The 22,066-nt window shown below is 56.8% G+C and carries 25 protein-coding genes; 12 read left to right on the forward strand and 13 right to left on the reverse strand.

Annotation, left to right across the window (positions count from 1 at the left end):
• The first annotated feature begins 39 nt into the window (after positions 1 to 39).
• Entirely contained in the window at positions 40 to 591 is a 552-nt protein-coding gene (hslV, locus tag ACR0C3_RS18395) for an ATP-dependent protease subunit HslV (protein WP_480759838.1), read from the forward strand.
• Positions 592 to 687: 96 nt separating this feature from the next.
• Here hslV and ACR0C3_RS18400 read toward each other — a convergent pair whose 3' ends face one another.
• Together ACR0C3_RS18400 and ACR0C3_RS18405 are read right to left on the reverse strand one after the other, a co-directional pair.
• A complete protein-coding gene (locus ACR0C3_RS18400; RefSeq protein ID WP_170380187.1) occupies positions 688 to 1,929 on the reverse strand; it encodes an MFS transporter in 1,242 nt (413 codons plus the stop codon).
• A 105-nt stretch (positions 1,930 to 2,034) separates the two neighbouring features.
• Entirely contained in the window at positions 2,035 to 2,433 is a 399-nt protein-coding gene (locus ACR0C3_RS18405; protein WP_480759839.1) for a DM13 domain-containing protein, read from the reverse strand.
• Positions 2,434 to 2,636: 203 nt separating this feature from the next.
• Between ACR0C3_RS18405 and hslU the strand changes: the two genes are divergently transcribed.
• On the forward strand, positions 2,637 to 3,944 hold the full coding sequence (gene hslU / locus ACR0C3_RS18410) for an ATP-dependent protease ATPase subunit HslU (RefSeq protein ID WP_170640847.1): 1,308 nt from the start codon (positions 2,637 to 2,639) through the stop codon (positions 3,942 to 3,944).
• Between the two features lie 181 nt (positions 3,945 to 4,125).
• Complete coding sequence (locus ACR0C3_RS18415; protein WP_480759841.1) at positions 4,126 to 5,154, forward strand: alpha/beta hydrolase; 1,029 nt, start codon at positions 4,126 to 4,128, stop codon at positions 5,152 to 5,154.
• Between the two features lie 52 nt (positions 5,155 to 5,206).
• Here ACR0C3_RS18415 and ACR0C3_RS18420 read toward each other — a convergent pair whose 3' ends face one another.
• From ACR0C3_RS18420 to ACR0C3_RS18430, 3 genes are read right to left on the reverse strand one after another with little or no spacing between them, the layout of a single operon-like run.
• A complete protein-coding gene (locus ACR0C3_RS18420) occupies positions 5,207 to 5,794 on the reverse strand; it encodes a Smr/MutS family protein (RefSeq protein WP_480759842.1) in 588 nt (195 codons plus the stop codon).
• Positions 5,794 to 6,831, reverse strand: coding sequence for a murein transglycosylase A (gene mltA, locus ACR0C3_RS18425; protein ID WP_480759843.1), 1,038 nt, complete (start codon positions 6,829 to 6,831; stop codon positions 5,794 to 5,796). Before mltA ends, ACR0C3_RS18420 begins: the two co-directional genes overlap by 1 nt.
• Positions 6,828 to 7,487: a Tim44/TimA family putative adaptor protein gene (locus ACR0C3_RS18430; protein WP_170643411.1), complete on the reverse strand. Its 660-nt coding sequence runs from the start codon at positions 7,485 to 7,487 to the stop codon at positions 6,828 to 6,830. Before ACR0C3_RS18430 ends, mltA begins: the two co-directional genes overlap by 4 nt.
• A gap of 108 nt (positions 7,488 to 7,595) precedes the next feature.
• Here ACR0C3_RS18430 and ACR0C3_RS18435 point away from each other — a divergent pair, with 108 nt between their 5' ends.
• On the forward strand, positions 7,596 to 8,096 hold the full coding sequence (locus tag ACR0C3_RS18435; RefSeq protein WP_480759844.1) for an FxsA family protein: 501 nt from the start codon (positions 7,596 to 7,598) through the stop codon (positions 8,094 to 8,096).
• Between the two features lie 54 nt (positions 8,097 to 8,150).
• Entirely contained in the window at positions 8,151 to 8,660 is a 510-nt protein-coding gene (gene secB / locus ACR0C3_RS18440; RefSeq protein WP_170380195.1) for a protein-export chaperone SecB, read from the forward strand.
• Positions 8,661 to 8,685: 25 nt separating this feature from the next.
• On the opposite strand, the gene dnaQ is transcribed toward secB, so the two are convergent.
• Genes dnaQ through ACR0C3_RS18460 form a run of 4 tightly spaced genes read right to left on the reverse strand, consistent with a single transcriptional unit; the run spans position 8,686 to position 11,420 of the window.
• Positions 8,686 to 9,408: a DNA polymerase III subunit epsilon gene (dnaQ, locus tag ACR0C3_RS18445; RefSeq protein WP_209252559.1), complete on the reverse strand. Its 723-nt coding sequence runs from the start codon at positions 9,406 to 9,408 to the stop codon at positions 8,686 to 8,688.
• Positions 9,401 to 9,994, reverse strand: coding sequence for a dephospho-CoA kinase (gene coaE / locus ACR0C3_RS18450; RefSeq protein ID WP_480759845.1), 594 nt, complete (start codon positions 9,992 to 9,994; stop codon positions 9,401 to 9,403). The genes dnaQ and coaE overlap by 8 nt, the downstream gene beginning before the upstream one ends.
• Positions 9,991 to 10,824: a shikimate dehydrogenase gene (locus tag ACR0C3_RS18455; RefSeq protein WP_480759846.1), complete on the reverse strand. Its 834-nt coding sequence runs from the start codon at positions 10,822 to 10,824 to the stop codon at positions 9,991 to 9,993. Before ACR0C3_RS18455 ends, coaE begins: the two co-directional genes overlap by 4 nt.
• Entirely contained in the window at positions 10,821 to 11,420 is a 600-nt protein-coding gene (locus tag ACR0C3_RS18460; protein ID WP_480759847.1) for a Maf family protein, read from the reverse strand. The genes ACR0C3_RS18455 and ACR0C3_RS18460 overlap by 4 nt, the downstream gene beginning before the upstream one ends.
• A 404-nt stretch (positions 11,421 to 11,824) precedes the next feature.
• Here ACR0C3_RS18460 and ACR0C3_RS18465 point away from each other — a divergent pair, with 404 nt between their 5' ends.
• The 7 genes from ACR0C3_RS18465 (at position 11,825) to ACR0C3_RS18495 (ending at position 19,200) form a co-directional block, all read left to right on the forward strand.
• Complete coding sequence (locus ACR0C3_RS18465) at positions 11,825 to 12,274, forward strand: CopD family protein (protein WP_480759849.1); 450 nt, start codon at positions 11,825 to 11,827, stop codon at positions 12,272 to 12,274.
• Between the two features lie 135 nt (positions 12,275 to 12,409).
• Complete coding sequence (rho, locus tag ACR0C3_RS18470; RefSeq protein WP_170765196.1) at positions 12,410 to 13,681, forward strand: transcription termination factor Rho; 1,272 nt, start codon at positions 12,410 to 12,412, stop codon at positions 13,679 to 13,681.
• A 30-nt stretch (positions 13,682 to 13,711) separates the two neighbouring features.
• Positions 13,712 to 14,998: a tRNA uridine-5-carboxymethylaminomethyl(34) synthesis GTPase MnmE gene (gene mnmE / locus ACR0C3_RS18475; RefSeq protein WP_480759850.1), complete on the forward strand. Its 1,287-nt coding sequence runs from the start codon at positions 13,712 to 13,714 to the stop codon at positions 14,996 to 14,998.
• A 12-nt stretch (positions 14,999 to 15,010) separates the two neighbouring features.
• Complete coding sequence (gene mnmG, locus ACR0C3_RS18480) at positions 15,011 to 16,879, forward strand: tRNA uridine-5-carboxymethylaminomethyl(34) synthesis enzyme MnmG (RefSeq protein WP_480759851.1); 1,869 nt, start codon at positions 15,011 to 15,013, stop codon at positions 16,877 to 16,879.
• Positions 16,876 to 17,487 carry a 16S rRNA (guanine(527)-N(7))-methyltransferase RsmG gene (gene rsmG / locus ACR0C3_RS18485; protein WP_480759853.1) on the forward strand — a complete coding sequence of 204 codons (612 nt, stop codon included), beginning with the start codon at positions 16,876 to 16,878 and terminating at the stop codon, positions 17,485 to 17,487. Before mnmG ends, rsmG begins: the two co-directional genes overlap by 4 nt.
• Positions 17,480 to 18,283, forward strand: a complete 804-nt coding sequence (locus ACR0C3_RS18490) for a ParA family protein (RefSeq protein WP_170380205.1) — start codon at positions 17,480 to 17,482, stop codon at positions 18,281 to 18,283. The genes rsmG and ACR0C3_RS18490 overlap by 8 nt, the downstream gene beginning before the upstream one ends.
• 20 nt (positions 18,284 to 18,303) lie before the next feature.
• Entirely contained in the window at positions 18,304 to 19,200 is an 897-nt protein-coding gene (locus tag ACR0C3_RS18495) for a ParB/RepB/Spo0J family partition protein (RefSeq protein ID WP_480759854.1), read from the forward strand.
• Here the strand turns inward: ACR0C3_RS18495 and ACR0C3_RS18500 are convergent.
• The 4 genes from ACR0C3_RS18500 to rph are packed head-to-tail and all read right to left on the reverse strand — an operon-like array spanning position 19,190 to position 22,015.
• Entirely contained in the window at positions 19,190 to 19,543 is a 354-nt protein-coding gene (locus tag ACR0C3_RS18500) for a YbaN family protein (protein WP_170660972.1), read from the reverse strand. The two genes, ACR0C3_RS18495 and ACR0C3_RS18500, sit on opposite strands and share 11 nt — an antisense overlap.
• 3 nt (positions 19,544 to 19,546) lie before the next feature.
• Positions 19,547 to 20,701, reverse strand: coding sequence for a radical SAM family heme chaperone HemW (gene hemW, locus ACR0C3_RS18505; RefSeq protein WP_480759856.1), 1,155 nt, complete (start codon positions 20,699 to 20,701; stop codon positions 19,547 to 19,549).
• A complete protein-coding gene (gene rdgB, locus ACR0C3_RS18510; protein ID WP_480759857.1) occupies positions 20,694 to 21,305 on the reverse strand; it encodes an RdgB/HAM1 family non-canonical purine NTP pyrophosphatase in 612 nt (203 codons plus the stop codon). Before rdgB ends, hemW begins: the two co-directional genes overlap by 8 nt.
• Positions 21,302 to 22,015 carry a ribonuclease PH gene (gene rph, locus ACR0C3_RS18515; protein ID WP_170386956.1) on the reverse strand — a complete coding sequence of 238 codons (714 nt, stop codon included), beginning with the start codon at positions 22,013 to 22,015 and terminating at the stop codon, positions 21,302 to 21,304. Before rph ends, rdgB begins: the two co-directional genes overlap by 4 nt.
• Positions 22,016 to 22,066: the final 51 nt, after the last annotated feature.

A 22,066-nucleotide genomic window follows, 5' to 3' on the forward strand; every position in this document is an offset into this window, starting at 1 on the left:
CCGGCCCATATAGGGTCCCAGTGATGAACGGAGGCCCTGATGGCAGACAGCGATTTTCCCGGTTGGCATGGCACAACGATCATTGGCGTCAAGAAGGACGGCCAGGTGGTGATTGCCGGCGACGGACAGGTCAGCCTGGGCCAGACCGTGATCAAAGGCACCGCCCGCAAGGTCCGCCGCCTGTCACCCGGTGGATTCGAGGTCGTGGCAGGCTTCGCCGGATCGACGGCGGATGCGTTCACATTGCTCGAGCGGCTGGAAGCCAAGCTTGAAGCCACCCCCGGCCAACTGGCCCGCGCCTCGGTCGAGCTGGCCAAGGACTGGCGCACCGACAAATACCTTCAAAAGCTTGAGGCAATGCTGATCGTCGCCGATGGCAAGGACCTACTGGTGATCACCGGGGCAGGGGACGTGCTGGAGCCGGAACACAACGTGGCCGCCATCGGATCGGGCGGCAACTTCGCCCTCGCCGCTGCGCGCGCGATGATGGACAGCGACAAGCCTGCCGAAACGGTTGCGCGCGAGGCAATGGCGATTGCTGCCGACATCTGCGTCTATACCAACGGCAACCTGACGGTCGAGACGATCTAGGGCGTTCTGCGTTTCACCAAAAACACTGAATCGAAATGCGCCTTCGACCGAAGGGAAGGGCAGCGTATTTCGATTCAAGTCAAACGGTAGACTGCCTCAAGCTAACAGCGCTTTGATCTCTTTCCCTTTCCAGCGGCGGTGCATCCCGATCAGGCCGAAGATCGCGGCGATGATCACGATGTAGTAGGGCACGCGGATGTCGATGCTCATCAACCCTCCGCCGATCAGGGACATGATCCCTCCGGCAAGGCAAAAGACTGCGGTGGTCACACCCATGACCCAACCCTGGTCCGCCTCGCTGACGCTGGATGAAAACAGGCCCAGAAGGGTCGGGTATGAAACCCCGAAAAAGAAGTAAAAGAAGAAGACCGGAATGTAACTCAGCGCGCCGCTGGGGCTGAAGGCGAACGCAAGCCCGCAGATCACCATCGTGATCAGTGAGACATAGATAATCTTGTGCTTGCTGAACCTCTCTTGCGCGGGTTTCACAAGGAAGGTGCTGGAAAAGGCCAGCGCAAAGCCGATGACGACCATAGCCATACTGCCTCCGATCACGCCATAACCGAAACGGCTGGTCAGGAAATTGTCGACGAACACATAAAAGGTGACGTTGGCGATCATGAAGAACGAGTAGACCGGCAGGATTTTCAGAACCATCGGATGGCCACGTACAGCGATCAGGCTGTCGGTGATATCGCGCGGGCGAAAGACAAAGGGCGCGCGTTCGCTGCGGGTGTCCTTGAAGAAGGCCAGCACGAGGAAGATGGCGATCAGCACCAGAACAAAGGCGCCATAGAAGGGTGTCCTGAGCGTGGCAAAACTACCCAACAAGGCGGAATCCGACAGTACGGCGCCGATGATAGGCCCTCCGACAAGGCCAAAGCTGACGCCAGTCACTATATACCCCATATTGCGGTCACGATCGGCAGCATCGGTACTACCGTCAATCATCGCCGCTTGCGCGATAGGCTGGTTGCCAGCCGTAAAACCAGTGATCGACCGGCCCAGGATCAGCAGCAACAGACTGTCGAGGTAGAGCGAGGCGATGGTAATGGCGTAGCCTGCCAACGCTCCGCCCAGACAAACCAGAAGCGCGTTCTTGCGCCCGATGGAATCCGAGACCTTCGAGACGTAAACGACCCCAAGAAACCACGACAGGAAGAAACACCCGATCACCAGCCCATAGTAGAAATGGCGACGGCCGTCGGGTGTGCCTTCAGGCAGAAAACCGGACTTCGTCTCCATGATCAGAGAGTTGATGATCGGAAAGACCAGCCCTTGTCCGATCAGGTCCACAAACACCACAAACAACAGGGTGATCTTGGCAATCTTGGTCATGAAAAACGCCCCCGGTTCCAATAACTTGGGGCGAGTGTAGCAGACAGTTGTGCCGTTACCTAACAGTGTGTCAGAGGCCGGAGAACCCGACCTCTGACGACCTGATTACTTCAGCGATGCTACGCCGAGAGGTACTCCGGCGACCTCGCACCAGATGTATACTTCGTTGTATCCCGACACATCCATGGTCGGTGGGACGGCATAGGATTGCTTACCTGCAAGGTGCAACAGCGCGCCGAGTTTGCTGTCCGGGGCGTAACTGCCGTCTTTCCCAAATGCAACGCGCGGGTCGGGGCCGTTATCCAGCGAAAAGTCTTTGCCCAGTTCAACAATGTAGCGATCGCCATCCTTGACCAGTTTCACCGAACCGGTGGTGATGTGGTTCGAACGGCCCTCGAACGTGCCTTTCTTTTTGGCTCCACCGGCCACAGAAGCCGTGGTGCCGGCCAGGGTCAGGGCAGCGCCGGTGGCAGCGGCTTTCACGAAAAGAGAACGACGAGTCATCATGATGCGGTATCTCCATAAGATAGATACGGGCCTGTTTGCCCGTCGCCATTTTTTATGCCGTACGCGACCCTCGCATGGCGATTCACATCACTACGAATATCCGTGTGTCTTCTGTGAGTTGTCGTGATGATTTCGTGATCGGCTTGTGTTTTCGCGACGTATGATTAGGTTCCGCTTCGAAACAGACGGATAAAACACATATGACCGACCTGACCCCGCGCGAGATTGTCTCGGAACTGGACCGCTTCATCATCGGGCAAAAAGACGCCAAACGCGCCGTGGCCGTGGCTCTGCGCAACCGCTGGCGACGCAAGCAGTTGGCCGATGATATCCGGGATGAGGTCTACCCCAAGAACATCCTGATGATCGGCCCCACCGGCGTCGGAAAAACCGAAATCAGCCGCCGTTTGGCCAAACTGGCCCGCGCGCCCTTCATCAAGGTCGAGGCCACCAAGTTCACTGAAGTCGGCTATGTCGGTCGCGACGTGGAACAGATCGTGCGCGATCTGGCCGATGCCGCGATCATCCAGACCCGCGAGTACATGCGCGAAGATGTGAAGGCCCGCGCCCATCAGGCCGCGGAGGATCGCGTGATCGAAGCCATCGCTGGCACCGATGCACGCGAAGCGACCCGTGAAATGTTCCGCAAGAAGCTGAAATCGGGTGAGCTGGACGACACAGAGATCGAGCTGGAGCTATCTGACACCTCAAACCCGATGCCGATGTTTGACGTACCCGGCCAGCCCGGCAGCCAGATGGGCATGATGAATCTGGGCGATATCTTCGGCAAGGCCTTCGGCGGCCGCACGGTGAAAAAGAAAGTAACCGTGGCCGAAAGCTATGACCTACTGATCGGGGAAGAGGCCGACAAGCTGCTGGATGATGAAACCGTCAACCGCGTGGCGCTGGAGTCGGTCGAACAGAACGGCATCGTGTTTCTGGACGAGATCGATAAAGTCTGCGCGCGCGCGGAAGCGCGCGGTGGCGATGTCAGCCGCGAAGGGGTCCAGCGCGATCTGCTGCCTCTGATCGAGGGCACGACCGTGTCCACCAAACATGGCCCGGTGAAAACCGACCATATCCTGTTCATCGCCTCGGGTGCGTTCCACATTGCCAAACCTTCGGACCTGCTGCCCGAGCTTCAGGGCCGTCTGCCGATCCGAGTGGAGCTGCGCGCGCTGACAGAAGAAGATTTCGTGCGCATCCTGACCGAGACGGACAACGCGCTGACCCTCCAATACACCGCCCTTATGGGTACCGAAGAGGTCACCGTCAGTTTCACCGATGACGGCATCGCGGCGCTAGCCAAGATTGCGGCGGATGTGAACCAGACCGTTGAAAACATCGGCGCCCGACGGCTTTACACTGTGATGGAGCGCGTGTTCGAAGAACTCTCTTTCACCGCGCCCGATCAGGCCGGGACCGAGATCACGGTAAACGCGCAATTCGTGGATGACAATCTGGGCGAGTTGACGAAATCGGCCGACCTCAGCCGTTACGTATTGTAACAAATCCAGCTGTATTTCGCCGCCGATTTGGCGGCGAATTTTCGTTCCGGCTGGACCTTGCACCAGAAACTGGTAACCGTGACTCAAACTCTGTTTCTTTGAGGGTTGAGCCGTGTTGCGTTTGAGTATTGCCTTTCTTGCTGTTGCTACACTGAGCGCTTGCGTCGACAGAACTGCGCAGGTGACAGTGCCATCCGCATTGAATGTGGGATCCGCAGAAACCGTCTACGCGGCCACAACCCGGGGGCGGAACCCCGACGGAACGTTTAACGCCGACCGGGGCGAGCGGGTTCAGTACCACAAAATGACGGTCTCAATCCCGCCAAACCACACGCCAGGCACGTTGGAGTTTTCTTATGCAAACCCCAATCCGGAAAAGCAGTTTGTTTTGGCCAACACAACAGATCTGTCCGGCCCGCGTGATCTGGCAAATCAGCTGCGTGGAGAGGATGATGTGTCGATCTTCGTGCACGGATATAACTCGACCCATACCGAGACCGCGTTTCGCGCGGCGCAGTTGGCGCATGATCTGGACATTCCCGGATCGGTCCTGATTTACTCCTGGCCCAGCCAGGCGCGCGGGGCAGGGTATGCCTATGACCTGGATAGCATGCTGTTTGCCCGCGACGGGTTGGAGAAGACAATCCGCGACCTGAAATCCATCGGCGTGAAACGGGTTGTGCTGGTCGCCCACTCCATGGGCGGTGCCTTGTCCATGGAGATGATGCGTCAGGCAGAGCTGCGCTCGCCCGGCTGGTCGCGGCGCAACCTTGATGGCGTATTCCTGATCTCACCCGATCTGGATATTGACGTGTTTCGCTCGCAAATGGACAGCATAAAAACTCCGCCCGATCCCTTTGTCGTGATGGTTTCGCAAAAGGACAAAATCCTGAATATCTCGGCCCGGATTCGCGGCACACCGGGGAGCGAACGGCTGGGAAATATCAGCACCATCGAGGCGCTGGCCGACTATCCGATCGAAGTGATCGACGCGACCGCTTTCAACAGCGACGCTGAGTCTTCGCATTTCGTTGCTGCAACCTCACCCGCCTTGCTGTCGCTGCTCAGTTCAGCCCGGCGTGTTGGAAACACCCTTGGAAACCGACGCCGGGGAATCGATTATTTGATCCCTAGCAGTCAACGCAACCCCTCGGGTGCGACCGAGGTTGTTCTGTCTGAGACCGGACAGGCGCAGATCGCCACTCAGTAGGGATCAGTGGCTTTCTAGAGGGTCTCTGACTTCCTCGGTCGGCGGGCTGAGCCTAGCGGACCCGTCTCAGATAGACGTAGTAGGCACCATCCCCACCGTGGCTGATATGCGCAGGTGTCACCTGCATCACCGCCTGCGCCAGAGGCGGGATCGACAGCCAATGTGGCACCTGATTGCGCAACACACCCCGCGGGGTCGGGATCGGCCCTGGCTCGTCGCGGTCTTTTCCCTTGCCCGTGATCACCAGAACCAGGCGTTTGCCCTGCGCCTGCGCCGTTAGCACAAAGCGCACGAGCGCCGGATGCGCGGTGTCTATGCGCATCCCGTGCAGGTCCAGCTTGCCCTCGGGTTTGAGCTTGCCACGCTTCATGCGGCCAAAGGTCTTGGTGTCCATCTGAACGGGGGCGGCGCGCAGCGTCTCGGTGATCGACGGCTTCAATCGGTTGGAAGAAGGCTTGGAAGGTTTGTTCTGCCCCAGCTCAAACGCTTCAATCCGGGGTTTTGGTAGTTTCTTGGGCGTGGGTTTGGGCAGAGTTGTCGGATGCACGGTCTGAGGGGTCTCGGGGTGCAGCCGCTCAGCCTGTTTGGCGACCTTGCGCCACAGCTCGATCTCGTCGCTGGTCAGTTTGCGCCGGGTCATTAGTAGTCATCCGTCGCCATGGCATAGGCACGCTGGATCGGCAGTAGCACGACCATGCGACCGGGGTCTTTCAACCGACCGGCAGCTTGCCCTGCATCATCGCCCGTTCCAAAGAAAATATCGGCCCGCTGTGCGCCCTTGATCGCCGCACCGGTATCCTGCGCGATCATCAGACGACGCAACGGCTTCTTGCCGTCTTTCTCAACCCAGACCGGAGCACCTAGCGGCGTATAGGCAGGATCGGCCGCGATGCTGCGCATGGTCGTTATCGACCGGTTCATGGCACCCAAAGGCCCCAGTTCTGGCGCAACCCGGCTAACCTCGCGGAAGAACACGTATGAGGGGTTGTGAAACAAGAGCTCAGCCCCAGCTTCGGGATTCTTGCGTACCCAAGCCTGGATCATCTGCGCGCTGACCGCGTGGGCACCCAAAGCGCCGCGCCGGACCAACTCAACCCCGATGGACCGGTAGGGCTGCCCGTTCGCGCCCCCATATCCCACACGCAAGGCACCGCCATCCGGCAGGCGCACCCGGCCAGAGCCCTGAATTTGCAAGAAGAACAGCTCAACCGGGTCATCGACCCAGGCGATCTCGAGCCCCCGGCCCTGCATCACGTCGCTGGTCAGGATCTCGCGCCGGCTGAGCCACGGCCCATCCCGCGCCTCGGGCGGCATCTTGTAGATCGGGTACTTGAACCGATCCGTCCGGGTTCTGGAGCCATCAAGCTCGGGCTCAAAATACCCGGTGAACAGCCCATCCTTACCGTCCTCCACCAAAACGGGCCGGAAGAAGAGTTCAAAGAAAGACCGCGCGGCATCCCCCTCATAGGTCCGGGCGACACCGCAAAGTGCACGCCAATCCGGGTCGTTCAGATCGCCGCAAGTGTTCAGAAAAACGGAAAGGGCCGCGCCGTGGTCATCCTCGGCCCAGCCCTGCAGGTCGTCAAACGACAGAACAGACCGCGTCGCCTCGGCTCCGGCGGCGCTGGCAGTGGTCATCGCACCCACCAGAATAAGCGACCGGAGTGTTGCAATCATGCGTCCGTGGCAACAAGCAGCCAGTTCGGATCGTCCTTGCCCATCACGCGGGCAAAGGTCCAGCTGTCCTTTTGGCGTTTCACGGTGTTCGGGTTGCCTTCGATGATGTCACCACCACGATCCCGCACGACCGAGGTCAGCTCACCAATGAATTTCATGGTGATTTCGGCCTCGTTGGTGTCCTTGTCAAAGGAGACATCGGTCAAGGTGGTTTCGCGCACGCCGATGAACTCGGCCTCGATCGTCAGGCCTTGATCTTCGCGCGCGGATACAACCGAGACGAAGGTTTCGAACACATCTTCGGCGAGGAAGGGCTGGATCTCATCCAAATTGCCCTTCTCAAAACCCATCACGATCATCTCATAGGCACCGCGGGCACCCTGAACAAATTCACTGACCGAGAAACTGGGCTCAACCCGCTTCATCGCTGCCAGGGTCTGCGCTTGCTCGCTGTCTTCGGGGACGTGGTCTGTGATGTCATGATCCGGACCACCTTCGATCACCTCGAAATCACGACGGGACGTACCCGCATCGGGCTGATGCGGAACAGGGGGTTTTTCGAAACCTTCACGCGTTCCCAGCACGCTTTTCAAACGCAGGATCAGGAAAACGGCAATTCCGGCCAGTACCAGCAGCTGGATCATGGGTTCGTTCATTTCATCCTCTTTTCAGAACCGAGACTTTGTGTACGCGGCCTCCTGCCACTATGTAGGTGACAGTTGGTGGCAAGTCCACAGTTCGGCCATAGGTAAAGGATAACGCAAATGTACCTGTTCTTGGCATTTTTATTGGTTCCGATCCTTGAGATCGCCCTGTTCATCCAGGTTGGCGGTCTTATCGGTCTGTGGCCAACCCTTGCCATCGTGGTTCTGACAGCGGTTTTGGGTACCACATTGGTACGGAAACAAGGTCGCATGGCGCTTGGACAATTGCAGCAATCCTTCGCCACTCTGGACGACCCGACTGAGCCCTTGGCCCATGGCGCAATGATCCTTCTATCCGGCGCACTACTGCTGACACCTGGCTTTTTCACCGATGCCGTTGGGTTTGCATTGTTAATCCCCGGCGTGCGGATCGCTGTTTTCCGCTATCTGAAGACCAAGGTGACCGTGACCCAGTTCCAGATGGGGCCGGGCGCGGGCTTTCAACAGCCGCGCGAACCGTTTGAACAAGGCGACGTGATTGACGGCGAGTTTACCGAGGTGCGCCCGCGCAAGGACCCCTCGAAACCGTCAAAATGGGTGGAAGGTCCCCACCAGCATTGAGGTGCCGCGCGCAACTTGCTAAGCAGTGTCGAATTTCATTTTTGGAGTAGATCCATGGCCGAAGAAAACGCTGCAGAAAACACTGCGGCCCAAGCCGCCCCTCAGGTTCAGATGCGCGTTCTGGGACAGTTCATTCGTGATATGTCCTTTGAAAACGTCATGGCGCAAAAAGGCGTGTCCGGTGACGTACAACCCGAGATTCAGGTTCAGGTGAACCTGGACGCGAAAAAGCGTCAGGTCGAGCATCAGTATGAAGTTTCGATCAAGCTGAAGCTGACCTCGAAAGCCAAGGGCATGGACGATGTTCTGTTCCTGTGCGAGCTGGACTATTGCGGGCTGTTCCACGTGGAAGGCGTGCCAGAAGATCAGCTGCACCCGTTCCTGATGATCGAATGCCCGCGCATGCTGTTCCCGTTCCTGCGCCGTATCGTCAGCGACGTCACCCGCGATGGCGGCTATCCGCCAGTGAACCTGGACAACATTGATTTCGTTGCACTTTACCGCAACGAGCTGATGCGCCGTCAGGCCGCTCAGGCGGAACAGGCCGAGCAGACCGACGCCTAAATTCCTTGACCCGTGCCTGACCGGATCAGGCGCGGGTCCACAGGGCGCTTTCGCCCAGTTTCTCGACAAATGCCTCATGCGCTGCGCGCTCATCCTCGGTGATCCGGGATGGCAGAGGCGTTGCGCGCGGTGTCGGACGCCAGTCATCTGCACCCCCCGCACCGGACGCGGCGGAGGTGGACAGGCCGAAATCCGGTTGGCGTCCGCCGATCAGCTCCAGATAGACCTCGGCCAGAATTTCCGAGTCGAGCAAGGCCCCGTGCAGCACCCGGTTCGAGTTGTCGATATTGAACCGCCGACACAGCGCATCCAACGACGCCGGAGAGCCCGGAAACCGTTTGCGTGCAATGGCGAGTGTATCGAGCGCCTGGTCCATCGGAATCGGCGGCAGGCCCATCCATTTCAGCTCGGCGTTCAGGAACTTCATGTCGAATGACGCGTTGTGGATCACCAGTTTCGCGTCTCCAACAAAATCCCGAAACCCTTGACCGACCTTCGCAAAAACCGGTTTGTCTTTCAGCGTCACCTCGCCTTTTTCGGGCGGGCGCGGGGTTTCCAGCAAGTCGGGGCCGATGCCATGCACGCCAAACGCCTCTTCCGGCATACCGCGTTCGGGGTTGATATAGACATGATAGGTCTCGCCCGTAGCCACGTGGTTCCACAGCTCAACCGCGCCGATCTCGACAATCCGGTCACCGCTTTCAGGATCAAAGCCCGTGGTTTCGGTATCGAGTACAATCTCACGCATCAGCCATCCCCGCCCGTATTTGCCTGACCACATCCTGCACCTGCGCGCGGGCATGGTCCAGTGTGTCGGTGTCTATCACATAGTCTGACCGCGCGCATTTCTCGTCATTCGGCATCTGCTTGGCGCGGATCTGTTCGAACTGAGTCTCAGACATCGTGCCGCGTTCCATCACCCGGCGCTTTTGTTCGTCAGCCGATACCCGAACGCAAGCAACCGCGTCCATCGCGGCCTCACCGCCCGTTTCGAACAGAAGGGGGATGTCGAACACCAGAATACTAGCCGCAGCACTTTCGCGAAACGCGGCGCGATCTGCGGCGACCAGGGGATGAACGATCGCCTCAATCTGTTTCAACGCAGAACTGTCTTCGGAAATAATCCGTTTTAAAGCGTCGCGGCTAACTGCGCTTTCTACGACAGCCGACGGAAATACCTCACCCATGGGTCCAACTGCCGCGCCGCCTTTGGCATAAAGACGATGAACAGCGGCATCCGCGTCCCAAAGCGCACAGCCTTCATCGACGAACATCTGCGCCGTCGTGCTTTTGCCCATCCCGATCGAGCCTGTCAGGCCAAGCGCAAAACTCATGCCAGAACGGCCGCGCGCAAATCGTCATTGACCTCCGGGCGTACGCCGAACCAACGTTCAAAGCCCGGAACTGCCTGATGCAGCAACATGCCCAGCCCATCGACTACGGTGCATCCGGCCTCTTCCGCCGTTTCCAACAGGTTGGTCTTGAGCGGCGCGTAGACCAGATCGGTCACCACGGCGCCCGGCTGCAAGCCATCCAATGGCACCCGCAGTTCGGGCTGGCCCTGCATGCCCAGAGACGTCGTGTTGACCACAAGCTCGGCGTTTTCGATCACGTTTCCGGCCTGCACCCAATCCACAACGGTGATGCGCTGGCCGAATTCTTCTTTCAGATGATCGGCACGGGTGCGGGTGCGGTTGGTCAGCAGAATCTCGGGCACACCCGCATCCGCCAGCGCCTGCAACACCGCGCGTGCTGCTCCGCCTGCACCAAAGACAACGGCTGGGCCATCCTTGGCGTTCCAATCCGGTGCGCCGGCGCGCAGGTTCTCCATGAACCCGTATCCATCGGTGTTGTCCGCATGGATCGAGCCGTCCTCGCGGAAAACCAGCGTATTCGCGGCCCCGATCACGGTCGCTCGGTCTGAGACGTGGTCTGCAATACGCAAGGCAGCCTCTTTATGCGGCACCGTCACGTTGGTTCCCACAAAACCGGCCTTGGGCAGGGTGCGCAGGACGGTCTCCAGATCAGCCGGGGCGACATCCATGGGAACATAGTGCCCATCCAGCCCGTAGGTCTTCAGCCAATGCCCATGCAATTTGGGCGAGCGGGAATGACCCACCGGGTGCCCGATCACTCCGGCAAGAGGAATCTTGTGGTCCGTCATTGATCAATCACCCCTTTGACAGCCAGATAGTTGAGCAGCTCCAACAGTGGCATACCCAAAACGTTAAAGTAATCACCGTCAATGGTCGCGAACAGGCGCACGCCTTCTTCCTCAAGCTTATATGCGCCCACCGCGTGGCGGATGCTGTCCCAATTGCGGTCGACATAGTCGCGCAGGTAGGCATCCGAGCTCATCCGCATCCGCAGGCGCACCTGGCCGACATGGCGCCAGATCGGCTCACCATCCTGATAGATCACTGCCGCGGAAAGCAACATGTGCCGCTTGCCCCGCATCATCTTCAACTGGGCAAAGGCGTCCTCGGGCGTCTGAGGTTTCGACAGCAGCTGGCCGTCGAAATCCAGAACCTGATCGCAGCCCAGCACCTTCGCTCCGGGCGTCTTGTCACTCACCTTGCGCGCTTTCATTTCCGCCAGCGCATCGGCAATATCACGCGGCGAGGCACCTTCGGCCAACAAGGCACGCTTTATGCTATCCTCGTCCACGCGCGCGATCTGAACAGAGAAAGGCACGCCTGCATTTTCCAGCAACTGCGCGCGAATGGAAGATCCTGAGGCCAGGACGATGGGGACAGACATGTGGACAACCCCGTGGGCAAATCGTTGAGCGGTCTTGGACGCTTTGTATGGTTTTCAGATTGACACGCAAGCCCGGGAATTTCGCGAAAAACTTCCATGAGTCGCTCAAACATCATCCAGCCGGGGTAAGGATAACTTGGAAACAGCGGATAACCGGGACATCTGGAATTGTTCAAGCTGTTATCCCCAGATACATCCTCAGATTTCAGAACTAACTATATGTTTTAATTTCATTATTTTTGAAATTCACAGAATCACTCAAATCTCGTGCGAAACTGTCCACCTGGGGGAAACCAATGGGTAAAAAAGTAATCCACGGATTTTACCCACCCTACAAAACCATCTTCCTTTCTTCTTTCTTATTTTTTTATTAGGGAGAGTTCCGAGCAGCACCCGGAGCCAAGATGACTGATCTTCTTTTCACGATTTACCCGTGGGTAAAGTCCCTTCATATCATGGCGGTGATTTCGTGGATGGCAGGACTGTTCTACCTTCCCCGTCTGTTCGTCTATCACGTAGAAAGGGCACAATCGGTTAACGGGGCCGAAACCATCTTCTTTGAAATGGAAGAGAAGCTGCTGCGCGTGATCATGCGCCCTGCGATGATCGTGGCCTGGGTTTGTGGTCTGATCATGGTGTTCACGCCCGGTATCGTCGGCTGGGATTTTGCATGGCCCTGGCTTAAAGGCGCAGCCGTTATTGGCATGACCTGGTTTCATCATTGGTTGTTGGCCCGCAGCAAGGATTTCGCAGAGGGGCGAAATAAGCTCACTGGGCGGCAGTATCGCATGATGAACGAGGTTCCGACCGTTCTGATGGTTGTCATCGTTCTGGCGGTCATTCTGAAGTTCTGAGGGCCATTCCAGCACGGGCCTGTTTGACTCCGCAGATCGACGCAACTATGTAGGGGACAACACGCCCGTCCGGGCGGCGTCTTTTCCGTACTAAAATTCCACTTCGAACCGCAGTCCGCGGTGAAGGTATGCATCATGTCCAATGAATCCCTGAATCTGGCCGATCTGAAAGCCAAAAGCCCCAAAGATCTTCTGGCGATGGCCGAAGAGCTGGAGATCGAAAACGCCTCGACCATGCGTAAAGGCGAGATGATGTTCCAGATCCTGCGCGAACGCGCGGATGAGGGCTGGACTGTTGGCGGCGATGGTGTGCTTGAGGTCCTGCAGGACGGCTTCGGTTTCCTGCGCTCGCCCGAAGCCAACTATCTTCCGGGTCCGGACGACATCTATGTCTCACCTGACATGATCCGTCTGCACTCATTGCGCACCGGTGACACAGTTGAAGGTGAAATCAAAGCGCCCGACGATAGCGAGCGGTATTTTGCGCTGACCAAGGTCACCAAGATCAACTTTGAAGATCCTGAGAAGGCCAAGCACAAGATCCTGTTCGACAACCTGACGCCGCTCTATCCGGATGAGCGCCTGAAGATGGAGATCGAAGATCCGACCATCAAGGACAAGTCGGCTCGTGTGATCGATCTGGTCTCGCCCATCGGTAAAGGCCAGCGGTCGCTGATCGTGGCGCCTCCGCGGACCGGTAAAACCGTGATCCTGCAAAACATCGCGCACTCGATCGAACAGAACCACCCGGAGTGTTATCTGATTGTCCTGCTGATCGACGAACGCCCGGAAGAGGTGACCGACATGCAGCGCTCGGTGAAGGGTGAGGTTGTCTCCTCGACCTTCGATGAACCTGCAACGCGCCACGTGGCCGTATCCGAGATGGTCATCGAAAAAGCCAAGCGTCTGGTCGAACATAAACGAGATGTTGTTATTCTTCTCGACTCAATCACAAGACTTGGTAGAGCGTTTAACACTGTGGTCCCATCCTCGGGTAAAGTTCTGACCGGTGGTGTGGACGCGAATGCTCTTCAGCGGCCTAAGCGCTTCTTTGGTGCGGCCCGAAATATCGAAGAGGGTGGCTCGCTGACCATCATCGCCACCGCGCTGATCGATACCGGCAGCCGGATGGACGAAGTCATCTTCGAAGAATTCAAAGGCACGGGTAACTCGGAAATCGTTCTGGATCGCAAGATTGCAGACAAGCGCGTGTTCCCGGCCATCGACATCCTCAAGTCCGGTACCCGGAAAGAGGACCTGCTGGTGGACAAGGGCGATCTGGCCAAGACCTTCGTTCTGCGCCGCATCCTCAACCCGATGGGCACGACCGATGCAATCGAGTTCCTGTTGTCCAAGCTGAAACAGACGAAGACAAACGGCGAGTTCTTCGATTCGATGAACACCTGACACAGGTCTTAACTGACGCGAGGCCTTCGAATGGATACGATATTCGCCTTGGCCAGCGCGCAAGGCAAAGCAGGGGTGGCGATCATCCGCCTCTCTGGTCTTGACGCGCATCGAGCGGCGGCTGAGATGACCGGCAGCGCACTTCCAGCGCGTGGGATGTCTTTGCGGGTTTTGCGGGATGCTGACGGTGCTCGTCTGGATGATGGGCTGGTGTTGACGTTTAAGGCTCCGGCCAGCTTCACCGGTGAAGATGTGGCTGAGCTGCAGATTCACGGAAGTACGGCCTCGGTCAATGCTGTCATGCGCTGCTTGTCGGAAACGGACGGTCTGCGTCTTGCCGAACCTGGAGAATTCACCCGCCGCGCGTTGGAAAACGGCAAGATGGATTTGGCCCAGGTCGAAGGCCTTGCCGATTTGATCGACGCCGAGACGGAAGCCCAACGCAAACAGGCGCAAACGATTCTCTCTGGTGAGTTGGGAAACCTGGCCGAGCGATGGAGGAGGGACCTGATCCGAGCTGCCTCTCTGTTGGAGGCCGTGATCGACTTTGTCGATGAGGAGGTTCCAACCGACGTTACCCCTGAGGTGCGCGACCTGATCTCGGGCGTTATGGCTGATTTGAAGCGCGAAGCAGATGGCGTTCAGATCGCGGAACGCATCAGAACCGGCTTTGAAGTTGCAATCGTCGGCCTTCCCAACGCGGGCAAGTCCACCTTGCTGAATGCTCTGGCAGGTCGAGATGCCGCGATAACATCAGAATATGCCGGGACAACGCGTGATGTCATCGAGGTTCGTATGGATCTGGCAGGACTCCCAGTGACACTACTGGACACTGCCGGGCTGCGTGATACGGACGACCACGTTGAAAGCCTTGGTATCGCATTGGCTAAGAAACGCGCTGAATCTGCTGATTTGCGTGTTTTTCTTTCTGACGACCCGTTGAATCTTGGTGTTGATATTCAGCCAGATGATATTCAGGTGGCACCGAAAGCGGACCTTCGAAATTCAGAAGACGGTGGGGTTTCCGGGAAAACGGGTCAGGGGATTGATCAACTTATCTTCAACATATCGCGTGTACTGAGTGATCGTACCACTAGTCATGGTATTGCGACACGAGAACGTCATCGTACTGCTTTGATTAAAGCTTTGGAAGCTCTGACTGCGGCAATGTCGGTTCTGGAATCGGGTCCAGACCTGTATGATATAGCAGCAGAAGAGATGCGCACTGCGATCCGCGCACTTGAATCTTTAGTGGGCAGAATAGGCGTCGAGGATCTGTTAGACGAAATATTCTCGAGCTTCTGTCTGGGAAAATAGGGAGTGTTTCACGTGAAACATTCAGACTTCGATGTAGTCGTCATTGGCGCGGGGCACGCGGGCACCGAGGCTGCTCATGCTGCAGCCCGAATGGGCGTTTCGACAGCATTGGTCACGCTATCCGCGGCAGATATCGGTGTGATGTCCTGCAATCCTGCAATCGGAGGATTGGGTAAAGGCCACTTAGTTCGCGAGATAGATGCTTTGGACGGCGTCATGGGACGTGTTGCAGACCAAGCAGGGATACAGTTCCGGCTGCTAAACCGCCGAAAAGGGCCAGCAGTTCAGGGTCCAAGGACGCAAGCCGATAGGGCGCTTTACCGAGCAGCGATGCAAAAGGAAACGGATAGGCAAGAAAACCTGTCTGTTATTGTTGGCGAAGTCGTAGACTTTCTAATGAATCAGGATCGAGTAGCCGGCGTTAGGTTGGGCGACGGTTCGGAAATCTCAGCAAAGACAGTCATTCTTACATCCGGCACGTTCCTTCGAGGTGTGATTCACATCGGAGATGTCTCGCGACCCGGAGGTCGCATGGGAGATCGTCCATCCGTGAGACTGGCGGAACGTTTGGACGCCTATGATCTTCCGACTGGACGTTTGAAAACGGGAACCCCGCCGAGGCTGGATGGACGCTCTATAGATTGGTCAGGGTTGGAACGTCAGGACGGCGACGACGAACCAACCTTGTTCTCGTTTCTGTCGACTTCAGTTGTTGCGCCGCAGATTTCGTGTGGAATCACCCATACGAACGCTCAGACACATGAAATAATTGAAAAGAATCTAAGCAAATCAGCGATGTATGGCGGGCATATCGATGGGGTGGGTCCAAGATATTGCCCGTCGATCGAAGACAAGATCGTTCGGTTTGCAGAGAAAGACTCGCATCAGATCTTCCTTGAGCCCGAAGGGGTGAACGACCATACGATATACCCCAACGGTATTTCGACGTCATTGCCGCAGGATGTGCAGCTACAATATGTTCGTTCGATAAAAGGTCTGGAGAATGCTGATATTCTGCAGCCCGGCTACGCCATCGAGTACGATTATGTAGACCCCCGTGTCCTATCAGCGACTTTGGCCCTGCCTGAAATTCCAGGCCTATATCTAGCGGGTCAGATCAACGGAACCACAGGATATGAGGAAGCTGCCGCTCAAGGTATGGTTGCTGGCCTCAATGCGGCTTTGGCTGTTCAGGGCAAGGAGCCAATCCATTTCACCCGTGCCGATAGTTACATCGGTGTCATGATAGATGATCTTACCACCCGAGGCGTTGCGGAACCGTATCGGATGTTCACCTCTCGTGCAGAGTTCAGATTGTCACTTCGAGCAGATAATGCAGATCAGCGTTTGACCCCAATTGGATTGCAGTTGGGCTGTGTTGGAAGAAGGCGTCGACAAGCTTTCACAGAAAAGATGGATCAATTGAGCAACGCGAAATCTCTTCTGAGCGATAGAACCTATACGCCGAAAGAAGTTCTGGCAGCCGGTATTTATGTCAATCAGGATGGGAATAGGCGTGATGGAATGGCGATTCTGGCTTTTCCGGATGTGGCTTATGAGGATCTGCTGCCCTTGATACCCGAACTGGACACGGTGACGCCAGAAATCCGGCTTCAGGTCGCTAGGGATGCGCTATACGTAAACTATATCGCACGGCAACAGCGGGATGTCGAAGCAATGAAGAGGGATGAATCCTATCAGATTCCCAGAGACTTCGACTATTTCGCGCTGGATGGTCTGTCATCTGAAATGAAGCAAAAGCTGTCTCAGGCAAAACCCGGGAATATTGCTCAGGCAAGCAGGGTGGAAGGCGTTACACCCGCGGCCTTGACCTTGGTTTTGGCAAAACTTCGGCGTGATCAAAAAGTTAAACAAGCATGAAGCCTGATTTTTCCAAGTTCGATGTTTCACGTGAAACATTCGACCGGCTGGATAGGTATGTGGAGCTGGTGAAACGCTGGAATCCCAAGATCAACCTGGTCTCAAGGAACAGTCTGGAGGATATCTGGGATCGACATATTCTGGATTCCGTCCAGGTATTCCGATGTGCAATGGCCGCAGATACCTGGGTTGATATCGGAACCGGAGGCGGATTTCCGGGGATGGTGTGTGCAATTTTGGCACTGGAAGAATCGCCAAACACCCGTTTCAAATTCGTCGAAAGTGATCAGAGAAAATCAGCTTTTCTAAGGAACGTTGCTCGTGAATGTGGGGTGACGTGTCAAGTTATTTCAAAGCGAATCGAATCCGTTGATCCATTTGAAGCTGATATTCTATCAGCCCGCGCTTTGGCAGATCTAAGCACGTTATTGTCCTTTTGTGACAGGCATTTAAGCGAAGAAGGCACTGCTTTGTTGCCGAAAGGCGCGAACTGGAAAAAAGAACTGTCAGAGGCTCAGGAAGAATGGAAATTCGATGTTGAGCCGATTACAAGTTTAACAGAGCCCCAAGCCGTAATCCTTAAAATCAAAGGAGTATCTCGTGGTTGATCTTTCTCGTCCTTCAGGGCCCCGGATAATTGCGGTTGCCAATCAGAAGGGCGGAGTTGGGAAAACCACGACGGCTATAAATCTGGCCGCGGGTCTGGCCGAAGCTGGCTGCCGGGTTCTGGTTGTAGATCTCGATCCGCAGGGCAACGCGTCGACTGGATTGGGTGTCGAAGACCGGGATTGGACCACTTATGATCTTATTTTGGACGACGCACCGCTGGAGGCGGTCATACAAGAGACTGAGATAGGTGGCCTTTTCGTCATTCCTGCCACTGTCGATCTGAGCTCGGCGGATATTGAACTCATTTCAAACGAAAAACGCAGCTACCTGTTGCATGATGCGTTGCGACAAACCTCAATAGATGGATTCGAGCTGGATTTCGTGTTGATTGACTGCCCCCCGTCCTTGAACCTGCTAACGGTAAACGCAATGGTTGCCTCGCATTCGGTTCTTGTTCCATTGCAGAGTGAATTCTTTGCTCTGGAGGGTTTGTCTCAGTTGATGCTGACGATCCGAGAAGTGCGCCAAACTGCGAATCCGGATCTAAGAATCGAAGGTATTGTGTTGACCATGTATGACAACCGCAACAACTTGTCCCGTCAGGTCGAGAAAGACGCACGTGACAATTTGGGTGAGATGGTTTTTAAGACCAAGATACCCAGAAATGTGCGGGTCAGTGAGGCACCGTCTTACGCGTTGCCAGTTTTGCAATATGACTCGGGCTCGCTTGGGGCGATGGCATATCGTCATCTGGCCCGCGAAGTCATGCACAAGAACAACAAAGTCGCCGCTTAAGCGACAATGAGGAGGGCGACATGAGCGCCAAAAAAGCGAAACCCAGGGGTCTTGGTCGCGGTCTTTCGGCCCTTATGGCGGATGTCACGCAGGAAACCGATGGGCGCTCACCGGCCGAGCCGCGCCGGCCGGACATGACGGTTCCCATCGAAAAGCTGAAGGCGAACCCGAACCAGCCTCGCCGGACTTTCCAGCCGGAGCAGTTGGATGAGTTGGCATCCTCGGTCAAGGAAAAGGGAATCATCCAACCATTGATCGTGCGGTCGATCGGTGCCGGAGAGTATGAAATCGTTGCCGGGGAACGCCGTTGGCGCGCCGCGCAAATGGCGCAACTGCATGATATTCCAGTTATTATTCGTGACTTTGATGATACCGAAGTTCTGGAAGTCGCGATTATCGAGAATATCCAACGGGCGGACCTCAATTCCGTCGAAGAAGCGGCTGGTTACAAGCAGCTCATGGATCGTTTCGGCCACACGCAGGAGAAACTGGCCGAGGCTTTGGGTAAAAGTCGCAGCCATATCGCTAACCTCTTGAGGCTTTTGTCTCTACCAATGGATGTGCAAGCCTTTGTGATCGAAGGGAAATTATCCGCTGGCCATGCAAGGGCTTTGATCACGGCCGAGAATCCATCGGAACTGGCCAAACAGGTCGTGAAAGAGGGGCTTTCGGTACGAGCCACAGAAGCCCTGGTGAAAAAGCAACAGCAGAGCTCAGGTGATCGTCACGCGCCGAAGTCTCGGGATCTGAACGCAGGTAAAGATGCAGATACCCGCGCGTTGGAGAAAGACCTCTCAGCCATCTTGGCGATGAAGGTTTCGATCAATCACAAGGCCGGGACAGAATCGGGCCAAGTTGTATTGACCTATGAAAACCTGGATCAGTTGGACGATCTTTGCGCTAAGCTCAGCCGTTAGGGCGGGTCCAGATAAAGATCATGACGCCGCTCAGAACCACGGCCTGAATAATCAGGACGTAGGACGGTAAAGACAGCAGAACCGAGATACCAAATACGGCGGCGACCGACACGGTGGCTGCCTTTTTTGCGCTCGGGCGGATCGCGCCGGAGCTTTGCCAATCGATAATCATCGGACCAAACACCTGATGTGTTAGAAGCCAATTGTGTAGCCGGGACGATGAGCGGGCAAAGAAAAACGCGGCTAGCAGCAGAAAGGGAACGGTTGGGAGAAGCGGCAAGACCACTCCGACCATGGCTAGCGCGACGCAGAGCAAACCAAGACCGGCCCAGAGGTACTGCATCGGTTACTCCAACAACTCGCGGATCACCGCGTTCAGAACGGCACGCCCGTCTTTGGTTGCCTTCAGACGCGTATCTGGCACCTCTATCATGCCAAGGTCGGTGAGAGATTCGAGCTTGTCTTGTGGGAGAGGATAACCGGAGAGAGTGCTAAACCTCTCCATATCTAGGCCTTCAGTTAATCGCAAACACATCATAAGGTATTCAGCTGCCTGTTCCACCGGAAAAACCTCGGTTCGATCACTTTCTCCGGATCCGTTTGAAACCGCATTTAGCCAGGTATTTGGCGACAAATGGGTCTCCGTCGCGAATTTACGTCCGTTCAAAGTGACACGACCATGCGCGCCGGGTCCGATGCCAACATAGTCGCCGTAGCGCCAATAGATCTGGTTGTGCTGAGACTCGGACCCGGGGCGGGCATGGTTGGAGACTTCATAGGCTGGCAGTCCGTGCGCCTCGCAGATCTCTTGCGTGGCCAGATACATATCGGCGGCGCGGTCATCCTCGGGCAAACCGCGCAATTTACCGACCGCATAGCGATCCCCAAAGGCGGTGCCCTCCTCGATCGTCAGCTGATAGAGCGACAGGTGATCGACAGCCATTGACAGTGCTTCGGTCAACTCGGCCTGCCAAGCTTCAAGGGTTTGGTGTTGGCGCGCATAGATCAGGTCAAAACTGACGCGGTCGAAACAGGCGCGCGCGATGTCGAAAGCGGCGCGTGCTTCGGAGACGGTGTGGATGCGGCCCAAGCGGCGGAGGTCTTCATCGTTCAGCGCCTGCACACCCATCGAAATCCGATTGACGCCAGCGTCACGATAGGTGGCAAAACGCCCAGCCTCGACCGAGCCGGGGTTGGCCTCGAGCGATATTTCCATGTCGTTGGCGGGCCGCCAGAGGCTGCGGGCTTCGTCAATGACGGCTGAAACGGTGTCGGGGTTCATCAGTGACGGGGTGCCACCGCCAAAGAAGATCGTATTGAGGACCCTGTCGGGCGTTTCACTGGCTGATCGGCGCAGTTCGGCTAGATAAGCATCAAGCCATTGTTTTTGATTAATATTTTTAGAAACATGGCTGTTGAAATCGCAATAGGGGCACTTGGCCTCGCAAAAGGGCCAATGCACATACAGGCCAAAGCCCCCGTTGCGCCAATCATCAGTCAAAGCAGCCCTTCACGAACATCTCCACCGCGCGACCACGATGGCTGATCTTATTCTTTTCCCAACGATCCATCTCGGCAAAGGTAATGTCGTGGCCTTCGGGGACAAACATCGGGTCATACCCGAAGCCGTCCTTGCCACGGATTGGCCAGACGAGATGACCGGGCGCGATGCCCTCGAACACTTCGTCATGACCGTCGGGCCAGGCCAGAACCAATGTGCAGCGGAACTGCGCGGCGCGCGGGTGAGGGGCGTTCTTCGCCTCCAATTCGTTGTTGGCACGGGTCATGGCCATCATGAAATCGCGGCCATTGTCGGTTTCGGCCCAGTCGGCCGTATAGACGCCCGGCGCACCGTCCAGCGCGTCGATGGTGATCCCGGAATCGTCCGACAGGGCAGGCAGGCCGGTGGCCTTCGTGGCCGCATGCGCTTTGATCCGGGCATTGCCGACGAATGTATCCTCGGTCTCGTCCGGTTCGGGCAGGTTCATTTCACCCGCGCCGACCACGGTCACGCCAAAGGGGCTGAGGAGATGCGCCATCTCCTCAAGCTTGCCTTTGTTGTGCGTGGCGACCAGTAGCCTGTCGCCGTCGAACTTGCGGGTCATGCGGTGGCTGCCTTTTGGGCTGCGGCCAGTTCACCCACGCCTTTTTCGGCCAAATCCATCAGTTGATCCATCTGCGCGCGGCTGAAAACGGAGCCTTCGGCGCTCATCTGGACTTCGATCAGTTTGCCCGAGCCGGTCATGATGAAGTTACCATCCACGCCCGCCTCGCTGTCTTCGGGGTAGTCGAGGTCCAGCACCGGCTGGCCCGCGTAGATGCCGCAAGAAACGGCTGCAACAGGGTCTACCAAGGGGTCTGAGATCACGTCGCCCGCTTTCATCAGCTTGTTCACGGCCAGACGCAGCGCCACCCAGCCGCCGGTGATCGAGGCGCAGCGGGTGCCGCCATCCGCCTGGATGACATCGCAATCGACGGTGATCTGGCGCTCACCCAATGCAACCCGGTCGACGCCGGCGCGCAGGGCGCGACCGATCAGGCGCTGGATTTCAACGGTACGACCGCCTTGCTTGCCCGAAGCCGCCTCACGCCGCATCCGGGTGTTGGTTGCGCGGGGCAGCATACCGTATTCGGCAGTGACCCAGCCAAGGCCCGAACCTTTGATGAAGGGCGGCACGCGATCCTCGATCGTGGCGGTGCACAGCACATGGGTGTCGCCCATCTTGATCAGGCAAGACCCTTCGGCATGTTTGGTGAAGCCCGTCTCGATTGAAACGTCGCGCATTTCGTTTAGATCACGTCCTGAGGGTCGCATGGGAATTCCTTTGTTTGCTGGGTTGGGGATAACGTCCTGCGGCATTACGAT

This window comes from Ruegeria sp. CK3 (genome assembly GCF_056536565.1).

Bases quoted from the DNA above. Each gene is read 5' to 3' on its own strand.
- rph (WP_170386956.1), bottom strand. From the start codon at position 22,015: ATGCGACCCTCAGGACGTGATCTAAACGAAATGCGCGACGTTTCAATC.
- mnmE (WP_480759850.1), top strand. From the start codon at position 13,712: ATGGATACGATATTCGCCTTGGCCAGCGCGCAAGGCAAAGCAGGGGTG.
- ACR0C3_RS18495 (WP_480759854.1), top strand. From the start codon at position 18,304: ATGAGCGCCAAAAAAGCGAAACCCAGGGGTCTTGGTCGCGGTCTTTCG.
- dnaQ (WP_209252559.1), bottom strand. From the start codon at position 9,408: ATGCGTGAGATTGTACTCGATACCGAAACCACGGGCTTTGATCCTGAA.
- coaE (WP_480759845.1), bottom strand. From the start codon at position 9,994: ATGAGTTTTGCGCTTGGCCTGACAGGCTCGATCGGGATGGGCAAAAGC.
- ACR0C3_RS18500 (WP_170660972.1), bottom strand. From the start codon at position 19,543: ATGCAGTACCTCTGGGCCGGTCTTGGTTTGCTCTGCGTCGCGCTAGCC.
- rho (WP_170765196.1), top strand. From the start codon at position 12,410: ATGTCCAATGAATCCCTGAATCTGGCCGATCTGAAAGCCAAAAGCCCC.
- hslU (WP_170640847.1), top strand. From the start codon at position 2,637: ATGACCGACCTGACCCCGCGCGAGATTGTCTCGGAACTGGACCGCTTC.
- ACR0C3_RS18460 (WP_480759847.1), bottom strand. From the start codon at position 11,420: ATGTCTGTCCCCATCGTCCTGGCCTCAGGATCTTCCATTCGCGCGCAG.
- rdgB (WP_480759857.1), bottom strand. From the start codon at position 21,305: ATGACCCGCAAGTTCGACGGCGACAGGCTACTGGTCGCCACGCACAAC.
- ACR0C3_RS18400 (WP_170380187.1), bottom strand. From the start codon at position 1,929: ATGACCAAGATTGCCAAGATCACCCTGTTGTTTGTGGTGTTTGTGGAC.
- mltA (WP_480759843.1), bottom strand. From the start codon at position 6,831: ATGATTGCAACACTCCGGTCGCTTATTCTGGTGGGTGCGATGACCACT.
- ACR0C3_RS18420 (WP_480759842.1), bottom strand. From the start codon at position 5,794: ATGACCCGGCGCAAACTGACCAGCGACGAGATCGAGCTGTGGCGCAAG.
- hslV (WP_480759838.1), top strand. From the start codon at position 40: ATGGCAGACAGCGATTTTCCCGGTTGGCATGGCACAACGATCATTGGC.
- ACR0C3_RS18465 (WP_480759849.1), top strand. From the start codon at position 11,825: ATGACTGATCTTCTTTTCACGATTTACCCGTGGGTAAAGTCCCTTCAT.
- ACR0C3_RS18405 (WP_480759839.1), bottom strand. From the start codon at position 2,433: ATGACTCGTCGTTCTCTTTTCGTGAAAGCCGCTGCCACCGGCGCTGCC.
- ACR0C3_RS18455 (WP_480759846.1), bottom strand. From the start codon at position 10,824: ATGACGGACCACAAGATTCCTCTTGCCGGAGTGATCGGGCACCCGGTG.
- secB (WP_170380195.1), top strand. From the start codon at position 8,151: ATGGCCGAAGAAAACGCTGCAGAAAACACTGCGGCCCAAGCCGCCCCT.
- ACR0C3_RS18430 (WP_170643411.1), bottom strand. From the start codon at position 7,487: ATGAACGAACCCATGATCCAGCTGCTGGTACTGGCCGGAATTGCCGTT.
- ACR0C3_RS18435 (WP_480759844.1), top strand. From the start codon at position 7,596: ATGTACCTGTTCTTGGCATTTTTATTGGTTCCGATCCTTGAGATCGCC.
- rsmG (WP_480759853.1), top strand. From the start codon at position 16,876: ATGAAGCCTGATTTTTCCAAGTTCGATGTTTCACGTGAAACATTCGAC.